The sequence below is a fragment of the Acinetobacter sp. 16 genome, from assembly GCF_033439925.1.
In the GTDB taxonomy this organism is placed as follows: Bacteria; Pseudomonadota; Gammaproteobacteria; order Pseudomonadales; family Moraxellaceae; genus Acinetobacter; species Acinetobacter junii.
The window spans coordinates 2,681,141-2,693,846 of sequence record NZ_CP137746.1; the positions used below are offsets into that span (position 1 = coordinate 2,681,141).

At 39.9% G+C, this 12,706-nt stretch carries 15 protein-coding genes; 8 read left to right on the forward strand and 7 right to left on the reverse strand.

Going from position 1 to position 12,706, the window contains the following annotated elements; all coding sequences use genetic code 11:
• Window positions 1–6: 6 nt before the first annotated feature.
• Window positions 7–1,047 carry a rod shape-determining protein gene (locus R2H34_RS12960; protein ID WP_004908648.1) on the reverse strand — a complete coding sequence of 347 codons (1,041 nt, stop codon included), beginning with the start codon at window positions 1,045–1,047 and terminating at the stop codon, window positions 7–9.
• Between the two features lie 133 nt (window positions 1,048–1,180).
• On the opposite strand from R2H34_RS12960, the gene gatC reads away from it, so the two are divergent.
• The 5 genes from gatC (at window position 1,181) to R2H34_RS12985 (ending at window position 6,431) form a co-directional block, all read left to right on the forward strand.
• Window positions 1,181–1,498 carry an Asp-tRNA(Asn)/Glu-tRNA(Gln) amidotransferase subunit GatC gene (gatC, locus tag R2H34_RS12965; protein WP_004908649.1) on the forward strand — a complete coding sequence of 106 codons (318 nt, stop codon included), beginning with the start codon at window positions 1,181–1,183 and terminating at the stop codon, window positions 1,496–1,498.
• A 53-nt stretch (window positions 1,499–1,551) separates the two neighbouring features.
• Window positions 1,552–3,030, forward strand: a complete 1,479-nt coding sequence (gatA, locus tag R2H34_RS12970) for an Asp-tRNA(Asn)/Glu-tRNA(Gln) amidotransferase subunit GatA (RefSeq protein ID WP_004908652.1) — start codon at window positions 1,552–1,554, stop codon at window positions 3,028–3,030.
• Window positions 3,030–4,499, forward strand: coding sequence for an Asp-tRNA(Asn)/Glu-tRNA(Gln) amidotransferase subunit GatB (gene gatB / locus R2H34_RS12975; RefSeq protein ID WP_004908654.1), 1,470 nt, complete (start codon window positions 3,030–3,032; stop codon window positions 4,497–4,499). Before gatA ends, gatB begins: the two co-directional genes overlap by 1 nt.
• 69 nt (window positions 4,500–4,568) lie before the next feature.
• The gene (locus R2H34_RS12980) at window positions 4,569–5,351 is read left to right on the forward strand and encodes an LEM-3-like GIY-YIG domain-containing protein (protein WP_004678216.1); all 783 of its coding nucleotides are present in this window, start codon (window positions 4,569–4,571) and stop codon (window positions 5,349–5,351) included.
• 138 nt (window positions 5,352–5,489) lie between these two features.
• On the forward strand, window positions 5,490–6,431 hold the full coding sequence (locus R2H34_RS12985; protein ID WP_004908657.1) for a DUF5655 domain-containing protein: 942 nt from the start codon (window positions 5,490–5,492) through the stop codon (window positions 6,429–6,431).
• Window positions 6,432–6,437: 6 nt separating this feature from the next.
• Here the strand turns inward: R2H34_RS12985 and R2H34_RS12990 are convergent, their stop codons facing one another.
• From R2H34_RS12990 to R2H34_RS13010, 5 genes are all read right to left on the reverse strand, one after another.
• Window positions 6,438–6,845 carry a PIN domain-containing protein gene (locus tag R2H34_RS12990; RefSeq protein WP_004908659.1) on the reverse strand — a complete coding sequence of 136 codons (408 nt, stop codon included), beginning with the start codon at window positions 6,843–6,845 and terminating at the stop codon, window positions 6,438–6,440.
• Window positions 6,842–7,093 carry a DUF6364 family protein gene (locus tag R2H34_RS12995; RefSeq protein WP_004678222.1) on the reverse strand — a complete coding sequence of 84 codons (252 nt, stop codon included), beginning with the start codon at window positions 7,091–7,093 and terminating at the stop codon, window positions 6,842–6,844. The genes R2H34_RS12990 and R2H34_RS12995 overlap by 4 nt, the downstream gene beginning before the upstream one ends.
• A gap of 89 nt (window positions 7,094–7,182) precedes the next feature.
• Window positions 7,183–7,704: a hypothetical protein gene (locus tag R2H34_RS13000; RefSeq protein WP_004908662.1), complete on the reverse strand. Its 522-nt coding sequence runs from the start codon at window positions 7,702–7,704 to the stop codon at window positions 7,183–7,185.
• A gap of 122 nt (window positions 7,705–7,826) precedes the next feature.
• Window positions 7,827–8,597: a hypothetical protein gene (locus R2H34_RS13005; protein WP_004908665.1), complete on the reverse strand. Its 771-nt coding sequence runs from the start codon at window positions 8,595–8,597 to the stop codon at window positions 7,827–7,829.
• Window positions 8,598–8,632: 35 nt separating this feature from the next.
• Window positions 8,633–9,718: a DUF1176 domain-containing protein gene (locus R2H34_RS13010; RefSeq protein ID WP_004908668.1), complete on the reverse strand. Its 1,086-nt coding sequence runs from the start codon at window positions 9,716–9,718 to the stop codon at window positions 8,633–8,635.
• 126 nt (window positions 9,719–9,844) lie between these two features.
• Between R2H34_RS13010 and R2H34_RS13015 the strand changes: the two genes are divergently transcribed.
• On the forward strand, window positions 9,845–10,594 hold the full coding sequence (locus R2H34_RS13015) for a DUF4850 domain-containing protein (protein WP_080548561.1): 750 nt from the start codon (window positions 9,845–9,847) through the stop codon (window positions 10,592–10,594).
• On the opposite strand, the gene R2H34_RS13020 is transcribed toward R2H34_RS13015, so the two are convergent.
• Complete coding sequence (locus tag R2H34_RS13020) at window positions 10,584–11,504, reverse strand: LysR substrate-binding domain-containing protein (RefSeq protein WP_004908673.1); 921 nt, start codon at window positions 11,502–11,504, stop codon at window positions 10,584–10,586. The genes R2H34_RS13015 and R2H34_RS13020 overlap by 11 nt on opposite strands.
• 102 nt (window positions 11,505–11,606) lie before the next feature.
• Here R2H34_RS13020 and R2H34_RS13025 point away from each other — a divergent pair, with 102 nt between their 5' ends.
• Both R2H34_RS13025 and R2H34_RS13030 read left to right on the forward strand, forming a co-directional pair.
• Window positions 11,607–12,179 carry a chromate transporter gene (locus R2H34_RS13025; RefSeq protein ID WP_004908677.1) on the forward strand — a complete coding sequence of 191 codons (573 nt, stop codon included), beginning with the start codon at window positions 11,607–11,609 and terminating at the stop codon, window positions 12,177–12,179.
• On the forward strand, window positions 12,176–12,691 hold the full coding sequence (locus R2H34_RS13030; protein ID WP_004908680.1) for a chromate transporter: 516 nt from the start codon (window positions 12,176–12,178) through the stop codon (window positions 12,689–12,691). Before R2H34_RS13025 ends, R2H34_RS13030 begins: the two co-directional genes overlap by 4 nt.
• Window positions 12,692–12,706: the final 15 nt, after the last annotated feature.

Genomic DNA, 12,706 nt, shown 5'->3' on the forward strand with positions numbered 1-12,706 from the left:
TATGATTTAGCCAACAAAAAGCATGTCATGGTTTGGATTATCAAAGAATTCTAAAACTTTACCGCCACCACGTGTCACGCAAGTTAAAGGATCTTCTGCAACAACAACAGGAAGACCAGTTTCTTGAGCAAGAAGCTTATCTAAGTTGCGAAGCAATGCACCGCCACCAGTCAACACGATACCACGCTCTGCGATATCCGAAGAAAGTTCAGGAGGTGTCTGTTCAAGAGCTGATTTAACTGCACTTACAATGCTTTGTAATGGATCAGCAATCGCTTGGGTAATTTCATCAGAAGTTACAGTGATAGCACGAGGTACACCTTCAGCCAAGTTACGACCACGTACTTCGATTTCAAGTGTTTTGCCATCTGTTACAGCCATGCCGACTTCTTTCTTGATGACTTCAGCCGTTGTTTCCCCAATCACGCAACCATGGGCTTTGCGAACATAATTAATGATTTGTTCATCAAATACATCACCACCGATACGAAGTGAATCTGCGTAGACGCAACCTTGTAGCGAGATAATTGCGATTTCAGTAGTACCACCACCTACATCTACAACCATCGAACCACATGCTTGCTCAACTGGCATACCTGCACCGATCGCTGCTGCCATTGGCTCTTCGATCAAACGTACATCGCGAGCACCAGCATTAAATACTGCTTCACGGATCGCACGACGCTCAACCAAAGTTGATTTGCATGGCACACACACCACAACACGTGGCGCAGGTGGGAACAAACGCTTTTCATGTACTTTGCCGATGAACTGATTCAACATGGTTTCAGTTACTTCGAAATCAGCAATTACACCGTCTTTCATAGGACGAATTGCTGATATATTCGCTGGTGTACGACCTAACATTTGTTTAGCATCAAGACCAACAGCAGCAACAATTTTTTGCGAACCGCTATGGCGAATTGCCACCACAGTTGGTTCATTTAATATAATGCCACGGCCTGGTGCATAAATAAGTGTATTTGCAGTACCTAAATCAATGGCTAAATCCGGCGAAAACAGGCCAATTAGTCGTTTTAGAATCACGGGGGCGTTCTCAATTAAACTTTGTATGGATGCAAGGTGGCAACTTTAACGAAATGTGATGCTTTGAACAAGTCAATCGCTTATTATAACGCACGATATTTTGCAATTTTTTGATACTGAATTAGGTAAAGTTATGTCTACATCATCTGATGCTCAGCAGACAACGGACTTAAATGCACAGACCGTTTCAGCAATCGCGCACCTTGCTCGCTTATCACTAAGCGACTCGCAATCTACTGAATATGCTGAAAGTTTAAATAAAATCCTTGGTATGATGGAAAGCTTAAAAGGCATTAATACCGATAATGTTGAGCCTTTAAAGAGCCCATTTGACAATCCTCAGCCTTTACGTGCCGATGTGGTCACCGAAACGAATCATCGTGATGAATATCAGGCTGTAGCCCCTGCTACAGAAGCAGGTCTATACCTTGTCCCTCGCGTAATTGAATAATTTCTATTCAATTAACTCATATTTTATATTTAGAATGTAAAGAAATTTTTCATATGACAGATTTACATCGCTTATCCATCCGTGAACTCTCTGAAGGCTTAAAAAAAGCCCAATTTTCGTCACGTGAATTGACTGAACATTATTTAAAACGTATTGCCAAAATTGACGCAAAAGTAAAGAGTTATGTGACGGTTACAGCAGAACAAGCCTTAGCAGAAGCGGATGCCGCAGATGCTGCCTTGAAAGCAGGTCATGCACATGCACTCGCAGGCATTCCACTTGCTCATAAAGATATTTTTTGTACCCAAGGGATCAAAACCACTGCGGGTTCAAAAATGCTCGATAACTTCATTTCACCTTATGACGCAACTGTGGTTGCTAAAGCTAAAGCTGCAGGTCTTGTGACTTTAGGTAAGGTGAATATGGATGAATTCGCTATGGGTTCAACGTCTGAAAGCTCGTACTTTGGTGCGACAGGTAACCCTTGGGCATTAGATCATGTTCCAGGTGGTTCATCAGGCGGTTCTGCAGCAGCTGTGGCAGCCGATTTAGCGCCTATTGCGACAGGCACTGATACAGGTGGTTCTATTCGCCAACCAGCTTCATTCTGCGGCTTAACTGGTTTAAAACCGACTTATGGCCGTGTATCTCGCTTTGGTATGATTGCGTATGCATCATCATTGGATCAAGGTGGTCCAATGGCACGCTCAGCAGAAGACTGTGCATATTTGATGAATGTGATTGCTGGTCATGATGCTAAAGACTCAACTTCTGTAGACAAAGAAGTCGATGACTACGTTGCTAACCTAAATAGTACAGCGGTGAAAGGTTTACGCATCGGTATTCCAAAGCAGTACTTCAATGTCGCTGGTTTGGATGCAGACGTGAAAGCCCGCGTTGAAGAATCATTGAAAAAGCTTGAGGAAATGGGTGCGACTTTGGTTGAGATTGATCTCAACATGACTGAAGCCTACGTTCCGACTTACTATTTGATCGCACCTGCGGAAGCGTCATCAAACTTGTCACGTTACGATGGTGTTCGTTATGGCTACCGTTCTGAAAATCCAAAAGACATTTTAGACCTCTACAAACGTTCACGTTCAGAAGGTTTTGGTGCTGAAGTACAACGTCGTATTTTGATCGGTACTTATGCTCTGTCTGCAGGTTACTACGATGCTTACTATGTGAAAGCGCAAAAAGTACGTCGTTTAATCCAACAAGACTTCCTCAAAGCATTTGAAAATGTCGATGTGATTGCAGCGCCATCTGCACCAACGACTGCGTACAAAATCGGTGCGAACCTCAGTCCAACTGAAATGTACTTAGGCGATATCTATACTCTTGCTGTGAACTTGGCAGGTCTACCAGCCATCAATGCACCTGTTGGTTTTGATAAAGACAGCTTACCTGTTGGTTTACAGTTGATTGGTAACTACTGGTCAGAATCACAATTGCTTTCGATTGTGCATCAATATCAACAAAACACAGACTGGCATACCAAACGTGCGGCAATTGCTGAGGAGAATGCATAATGGCTGAAGCTCAAAAGTTGAAATTAATTGACGGTTGGGAAGTCGTTATCGGGATTGAGATCCACACGCAGTTGGCGACCAAGTCTAAAATCTTCTCTGGTTCATCAACTGAATTTGGTCAAGACCCAAATACACAAGCCAGCCTTGTTGATTTGGCGATGCCGGGTGTATTACCTGTATTGAATGCAGAAGTCGTTGATCTTGCAATTCGCTTTGGCTTAGGGATCGATGCGTATATCGATCAAGCATCAGTATTTGCACGTAAGAACTACTTCTACCCTGACTCTCCAAAAGGCTATCAAATCAGCCAAATGGACAACCCAATCGTAGGCTTGGGGCACATCGACATCCAACTTGAGGATGGCACTGTAAAACGCATCGGCGTGACTCGTGCCCATCTTGAAGAAGATGCAGGTAAATCAATCCATGACCAATTCGAAGGGATGTCAGGGATTGACTTAAACCGTGCAGGCACACCATTGCTTGAAATCGTATCTGAGCCAGATATGCGTTCAGTTGAAGAAGCAGTTGCTTATATCAAAGCCATTCACACCCTTGTGCGTTGGTTAGGTATTTCTGACGGGAACATGGCAGAAGGTTCATTCCGTGCTGACTGTAACGTGTCTTTACGTCGTCCAGGTCAACCTTTCGGCACACGTTGCGAGTTAAAAAACCTCAACTCATTCCGTTTTATTGAGCAAGCGATCAATGTTGAAATTGAACGCCAAATGGAAATCTTGGAATACGGCGGCGAAATTGATCAAGAGACTCGTTTGTTCGATCCGAACAAGATGGAAACTCGCTCAATGCGTTCAAAAGAAGAAGCGAACGACTATCGCTACTTCCCTGACCCTGACTTGTTACCAGTGATCATTTCAAATGAGCAAATCGAAGCGGCACGCGCTGCCCTGCCAGAATTGCCTGCTGCACGTCGTGAGCGCTTTATTGCTGACTTCGGCGTGACTGAATACGATGCACATGTATTAACGCTGTCACGCGAAATGGCAGACTTCTACGAGGCTGTTGTAGCTGCTGCTGGCGGTGCGAAGCAAGGTAAAGTCTCTGCAAACTGGGTGATGGGTGAATTCTCAGGCGCTTTAAACAAAGCGGGCCTAGAATTGGCGGACTCTCCTGTTTCTGCTGAGCAGTTGGGTGGTATGATTGCACGTATTGTTGACAATACCATTAACGGCAAAATTGCGAAGCAAGTGTTTGGCTTTATGTGGGAAGCAGAAGGAAAATCTGCGGATGAGATTATTGCTGAGAAAGGCTTAAAGCAAGAAACCGATACAGGCGCAATTGAAGCGATTATCAAAGATGTACTTGCAGCCAATGAAAAAATGGTTGAAGAGTACAAGTCTGGTAAGGAAAAAGCCTTTAATGGTCTTGTTGGTCAAGTCATGAAAGCTGCAAAAGGTAAAGCCAATCCTGCTCAAGTCAATGAATTAATGAAGAAATTGATTGGTTAACTTATTAGCCAATTTATTGATTTCATGTTATAAAACCTCACTTTATGTGGGGTTTTTAGTGTTAATAATATGAAAATAGAAAAGTTTAGTCCAGAAGTCTGTGAAAATCTTAAATGGTATGTTTATCGATTAGTCGATCCAAGAGATGGTTTGACCTTTTACATAGGTCGTGGAGTTAACAATCGAATATTTGATCATGTAAATGGGCTGCTAACTGATAAAGAAACAGAAGAAGATCTTCTTAGCTTAAAAATGAAACAGATCAGAGATATTCAATTATCGGGTTTAGATGTTATCCATATTATTCATCGCCATGCTTTAGAAAGCAAAAATATGGCTGAAGTTGTTGAGGCTTCATTAATTGATGCTTATTCAGGTCTAACAAATATTATGAGTGGCAAAGGTAGCAATGAATATGGAGTAGCTAATATTCATGAAATTGTTACAGCATATCAAGCTGAAACCGTAGAAATTACAGATGATGCTCTATTGATTTCAATCAATAGAACTGCTTTAGAACGTGGCGTATATGATGCAGTTAGATTTGCATGGAAACTCACCCCTTCAGAAGCCAATAAAGCAAAAATAATTTTAGCGACGGTACAAGGTGTGATCAAAGGCGTATTTGTGGCTGAACAATGGTTAGAAGCCACACAAGAAAACTTCCCGAACTTTATGCTGTTAGGTGAGGATGTCTATAATCACGAAATACGCTCAAAAAGATATGGGTTTATTGGGAAAAATGCACCTCCAGAATTTCAGACCAAATATTTAGGCAAAAGAATTCCTGAAAAGTTCAGAAAAAAAGGGGCTAGTAACCCTGTAAAATACTCATGGAAAGCCAAAGATTAAGTTTGTAAGATTCCCCCACACAAGTAAATGAATTAATGAAGAAATTGATTGGTTAACTTATTAGCCAATTTATTGATTTCATGTTATAAAACCTCGTATTGATACGGGGTTTTATTTTTTAAATAAGGTTTTATCGTCATGCCAATTTTCGATATAAATAATAATTTACAATTACACACTGTGCAAAAAACCAACTTCCCTTTAGAAAAAGATTTGCAAACTTTAATTGAAAACAACCTAATCACTGTTTTTAACTGCCGTTTTATCGCAAGTGAATTTTCAACGGGTGCAATTCATGCTGGTCGAATTGATACTCTAGCTCTATCTGAAGATAATAATCCTGTCATTATTGAATATAAAAAAGTAGAGTCCTCAGAACTCATAACACAAAGCCTATTTTATCTTCATTGGATTCAAGATCATAAAGGTGATTTTGAAATAGCAGCTCAAAAAGTACTAGGAAACAATATAGAAATTGACTGGTCAGATATTCGGGTCATTTGTATTGCACCAAATTATAAAAAATACGATCTACATGCAGTACAAGTTATGGGAGCAAATATTGAATTATGGCGTTATCAACTTTTTTCAAACCAAAGTTTGTATCTTGAGGAAGTTTTTCATAACACAACATCAAATACGCCAGTAACTCTCAATCAAACAGCGAAAAACCCTGTCATGGTTGCAGCGGGAAAAAAGGCTGCTATTACACGAAATATCGGACAATACACCATAGAGAGCCATCTACAAAATAAATCTAAAGAAGTTATTGAGCTCATGGAAGCATTACAAGACATGATTATGGGTTTTGATGACTCGATTGAGGAAATTCCTAAAAAATACTATATAGCCTATAAAAGCACACAAAATATTTTAACTGTGGAAGTTCGCTTACGAAATTTAAAAATTTATTTAAAATTAAAACCTGAGGATATTCCTGTAAATACTCCAAATTATCGTGATGTTTCCAATATAGGGCATCATGGCATTGGCGATGTCGAGTTTACAATAACCAATCTCAATGAACTGATAGATAGCAAACCATTTATAGAGTTAGCCTATAATAGGATTGGCGGTTAATTGTACTCAATCAATGAAAATTCTCGGTAAAACCACTTTTAACTCAGCAAATTTGTAATCCTGAATATTTCGAGTGACAATCATCGTACAGCCAAAACTTAAAGCAGCAAAATGTTGGATAGCATCTTCAAAATCAGTAAATTTAGAATCTAAAGCTTTTGTAATTCCAACATGATCAACAGGAATAATGAGTAAAAATTTTAAAAGTTGTCGGATAAAAAAACGCGCTTTCTCATCCCCACCCAGTTTACGCAAAATATAATAAATATTGGCAACACTATTTGATGAAATACAGCCTGTAAAAATCCCACTTTCACATAGAGCTAAAACCTGTTGACTTGCTTCAACAAAAGGCTGACGCGCTAAAGCAACATCTAAAATCACATCAGAATCAACAAAAATACGCTCACTCATAGATGCTTTTCCAAACGTGCATCTGCGAGTAATTCTTTATAATCCTGCCCATTGTCCTGTGCAGCGAACATTCCTGTCAAATGTTCAGTAATCGGGCTTCTGAGTTCATTATCTTTATTTGCTTGAGCTGAAATACGATCTAAATAAGCCTCAACCAAACTCGAAACACTTTGCTGATGTTGCTGTGCATAGTGCTTTGCTCGTTCAATCACATTTTTATCAATAGACAACGTCAGTTTTGCTTGCATAGCCTCCCCCTATACGTATTACTCAATCAATTATACGTATAGATTGTTTTTTAGCAAATCATTTTCGTGGATGAAGAAAAGTGAATTGATTACTCCCCTCTTAACACACCCAACTTATTCCAAATATCAGGTGTTAAAAAAGTCGTGACTAACTTATTTAAATCAATATAACGCAACGCCCCCTGCAACTGCTGTCTGACCGCTGGGTCTTTGACAATATCCTCACCCGCACTTTGACCTAACTGTTGAAAAGCTTCGCCAACCGCTTGAATCCCCTCAGCCTGAATCACTGCTTTAGTCTGAGTCGAACACTGCTCCACAATCACACGCTGTAAAACCTGTGCTAACTTCTGATCTAACTGATTCTTCTGTTCAGACGTAACATTACTAAAACCCTTTAAATCAGGATGCGCTGCTAAAGCCGTAAATGTCCATTGCAACACCGTGGTTTTATCTGCTGCTGTCGTGGCTTTCACCAAACAATCACTCAGTTGATCAACTGTTGGCCCTGCTATAGCTATTTGCATTGTCCCCAACACAGCCGCAGCCATGATCACAGAACGACTCAAATGAGAAAATTTACGGCGAAATGAAAAATAAACAGGAGACATAAGCACAGTTCCAAAAAGCAATCAGTTTCTTTGTATCACGCACTATACAAATCATCTGTTATGACGCTGTAAATTGCGTAAGCCCAAACCTTTAAAACTTAGGCAAAATGTAAAACTCGAACTTAACCTTGTCCCTGATAATCCCAATGTGCAGGAATATTTGGCTGCTGTGGTACTTTGTTTAGATCAATATTGAGATTGCGACTCCCCTTAAATGGTTTTTCACCTGAATCTGATGCTGGTGATACTTCTAAACTGTAACGATAACGGAATTGCCACAACATCGGCTTAAGCGGACGAATATCTAGACTCAAACTATCCTCATCGTGGCATTTCCCTTTAGAAGTGTCATAATCTCGCTCAGAGAAACACGCCCGAATCATGCGATTAAAACTAAAAGGATAATTTTCAATAAAGCGATGTGTCTGCCCTGAATCCTTTAACTCATAAAAATTAGCACGCTCAATCCCTGCACCACCACCTGAATACATTTCTGAAACGGTATCAATCACGGCAACGGCATAACGGTTTTGATCCATAGGAAATAGTTTAGGAAAAACATATTGGGTAGTCCGTGCTGTTTCCTCAGAGGGCGCTAATTGCATATGCCACTGATGAGATAATTTCAGTCCAGTTGTTGATAGATGAAATTGCGCAATATCACTTCCTGACAATAACCATAGATTTTGATCTACTGTTTTTAAACTGCGCCATTGCGCTTGATGTTGGCAGAGATCTTTAAGTTGTTCACAAATTTGCTGCTGCTCAACCTGACTGAGTTGTCCTTTTTTAAAGTCTAATATCTGCAATGGCACAGCCAAAATTGAAGAACTAAAACAACTGAGTGAAACCGTTAAAATCAGCCCACTTAAATGAATTTTATTATTCAGCATGATATTTCCTTAGGCTATTTTATTGATGTAACGCTTTATTTTACAACGGCTTCGATTTTATCAAGCTCCCATACACCGCCCGCAGCAAGCCCTTTACACATGCCTGTCCACATATCTTTGGTGTGTACAAATTTCTGACCATCCCATACCCACTCATCACTTGACCAACAATCCCCGATACCACGACCTTTTTGAGCACTCTGAATTACACCTTCATAAAAATCCGAGGCATGTTCCGTCACAAAAGTTGCTTTACCCGTGAGTGATTCATCTAACACCCAAGCACCATATCCTTCGTTATACGCTCCACGCCAACAGATGGTCATCGCCAAAACTTTATGATTTGTGAGTTTGTAAAATTGAATTGCTTGGGGTTTCGATCCATCAGAATCGTAATCATAAAGTCCATTACAGAAATCATCTTCTTTGGGTGATGGTTGAGCAGCCATCAAGATTTGGTGAATGGCGGCATAACGTTTATGTGTTGGTTCTAAAGTTAAATATGGCTGATCTGAGGTTTTTACTTGTTTCACAGTGAGTTTGGGTTGAGCAGATAACACTTTTGATTCATCAGCTTTGCCTTGTTTAATTAGTGCCCCAACCGTACCGACTCGCTTTTGAAAATCATCCATTTTCAACAATGCAGCAGTCATGCCTGCATCAGAGATACGCCATTGGACATTGGTGTTTTTAAATACAATATCAGTCTTTTGTTTGGCTTGCTGCAGTAAGGCATTGACCTGAGCGGCAGTGAGTTTTCCCATGATTGGGAAGTCCGTACCATCAACAGTCACTTGCCCTAAATCTTTTCCATTCACATAAAAACGTAAATTTTTAAGTTTAGCTGGAGATAGAGATTCTTGCTCCAAATTACCTAACGCAAATTCAGCACTGACGGCTTGCTTTGCTCCAGCCTTACGTGTCAGTAAGAGTGATGCTGGCTCAATAGACTCATGACTATATTCATCCGAATAGCCTGCTGCTCGGCATGTTCCTGTATTGGTACAATATATTTCCCAATCCTGATGCGAAAATGAAATTCCTTTGATTTCCTGCGTAAAAGCAGGAGAACTTAGCGCCACAAAACAGCAAACAGAAAGTATATTTTTCATCGGATTCATTTTTTATCACTCGTATTTTTATAAAGTATGGTAAAGCGTTTAAATGGCTACGGCACCCTTGTGTTAAATCATATTATTGCAGAAGATAGAAGATTCAAACTATGTTGATTTGACCAAATTCTAAAAATGAAAAGAACAGTTTTATTTTCTACGATTTTAATGGGTCTATTCTCATCAAGCATTCATGCTGAAATAACGATCTTTAAAGCAACTTTTCCTCAATTTTCCAACAGTGCAAAAGAACGTAAAACTGAAAACCAAATTTATCCTCTCGGTGAAGCTTCCTTCGCCACTGGTGTTCGAGTTCCTTTTTATGGTGTAACTGTACTTCATCCTGTGGACGATGGCTTATTAAAAGATTTTAAATCATGTAGCGCAAAAAGCTGTCATTTTAATTTTAAGTTGAAAGCTGAACATGCATCACAACTCAAACTGGTTGCTTTACCTAAGCTTGGTGTCATTCTCGTTCCTAAAGATTGGCAAGATGTTCAGGCAAGTGCAGGAGCCAATGGAACTGGCTCAGCCTTACTGATGGGTCCAAACCCAAAACAAGCGATTGAACTTTATGATTCTTCAGTTTGTGTGGGTTGCGGTATGCCTTATGCCACGCTTTATTTTCCGAATTTGCTCAAACAAAGTCTGGAATACGAATATGGTGGCTATCAAGATCGACATAAATTAATCAATATCGTACATCCATCTAAACAAGTTGCTTTCTTTAGTTATCAAGTGCCTAACTTGAGCTATAAAACGCACGGCGTAGCCAAATATATTGATGATGGTGATTTTAATTTTAGAGAAATCAAAGTCACTTTGGATAAATCACAACAGCATTTGGTTGGACCAATTTTAAACTTCTATCACTTTACGCATTAGTAGTAGACACATTTTCTAATACTTGGCTCGCTTTGAGTAAATGTAAAAAATGTTCGATACGAATGTTGTTGGCTCTCCTTCGATAAATTGCATAAATCGGTGCAATACACGGTTTTTTCGCTTCTAAAGGTCGATAGATGATCTGCTTATTCCAAAAGTCTTGAATCGAAGCCGGTACGATTGAGAGTCCGATCCCTGCTGCGATCAAGTTGAGACTTGAAGTTAAACGTGGGGCTTCTTGGATGATATTCGGACTAAAACCTGCCTGATAGCAATTTGCCAAAATATTATCGAATAAGTCTTGCCCTGCTAAACGGCGGTAAAGTACAAATTCATATGGTTCCAAATCAAGTAAGCGAATCGCACCGTTTTTTTCTACCAATGGATGATTGCTTGGTAAAGCCACGATCAGCGGTTCATCCAAGACATGAAGACTTTGCACATCTTTATGAATGGGCGCTGGCTTGCGTAGAAATACTATATCTAATTTTTCATTAATCACCGCATCTGTTAATGCACTACTGCTGTCTTCTTCTAAATGAATGGCCACAGCAGGAAACTCTTCACGAAACTGGCGTAACAACGCGGGTAAAAATGGATGTAATCCTGCTGAATTGGTAAAGCCAATATTGATCTGACCTTCTAAACCCTGTGCAATATTTCTGACGCGTTTTGGAATCGACTGGGCATGTGCCAAAATTGTAATCGCTTCTTGATATAAGACCTTCCCTGCTTCTGTAACTTCTACACCACGAGGTAAACGTTTTAATAAAGCGGTTTCGAGTTCTTCTTCTAAACTTTTGATTAAACGAGTTAATGGTGGTTGTTGCATATGCAGACGAACAGCAGCTTTTGAAATATTACTTTCTTCAACCACAGCAACGAATGCTTGAAGCTTATGAATATCCATTAAACATATCCTAAAAGTATAGATGATGTAAAAAATAGCATTTGTAAATATACCACTATTCCACCATCCTATCATGAGTAAAAGAGATGAGGAGGTGTCCCGATGAAAGCCGAAGCAATATCAATAGAGCGTGAACCAGTATCAGAAGCGCCTGATTGCAAGGCATTATTTACGGGATTTATGCAGTTAGGATTAATGGGATTCGGTGGGGTACTACCCTTAGCCCATCGCATTATTGTTGAAGATAAAAAATGGATAGATGAAGGAAAATTTACCGATTTACTTGGCGTATGTCAGTTACTTCCTGGCGGTAATATTATCAATATGTCAGTTGCAATTGGTATGCAGTTCCAAGGTATTAAAGGTGCAATCAGTTCTGTATTGGGCTTAATTTCAGCGCCAACAGCGATTGTCTTGATCATTTACCAAGTCTATGAGCATTTCCAATATTTAACTGCGGTACAACACATGATCCAAGGACTAGCGGCAGCTGCCGCAGGCTTATTGTTTGCCACAGGATTTAAAATGTTACGTCCCATTTTAAAAAGCTATCTTACTGTTTTGACGATTGCATTGACCTTGGTATTTATGCTGCTGATCAAACTTCCTTTAGCACTAACGTTATTTGTCTTAGTTGCGATTAATTTGTTGGTACTTGGAGTGAAAAAATCATGATCTTATGGACTTTAGTGATCGTGTTTACACAACTCTCTGTACTGGCTTTTGGTGGTGGTAATGCCATCCTTCCTGAAATGCAGCATCAAGTTGTAACCGTACATCAATGGATGACTGCGGAACAATTTAGTTCGCTTTTTGCAATGGCACAGGCTGCACCCGGCCCCAATATGATGATCGTGCCGCTAGTTGGTTGGCATGTCGCTGGTCTAGCAGGTCTATTGGTTACATCCTTAGCGAAGTTTGGTCCATCATCTATTATCACAGTGTATGTGCTTAAATTTTGGCAACGTTTTAAGGACCATCCTTTACGAGCAAGATTTGAAAAAGCCTTAAAGCCAATTACAGTTGGTTTAGTCCTAGTCAGTGCATGGCTAATTGCAGATGCTTCTGCACAAAATGCCTTACTGATCTTAATTGTGATCTTGACTGCAATTCTTGGGATGTTTAAAAAAGTTCATCCTTTGTGGGTCATGGCATTAGGTGCTGGATTAGGAATTTGCCTACTTTAAGCAATAAAAAACCTG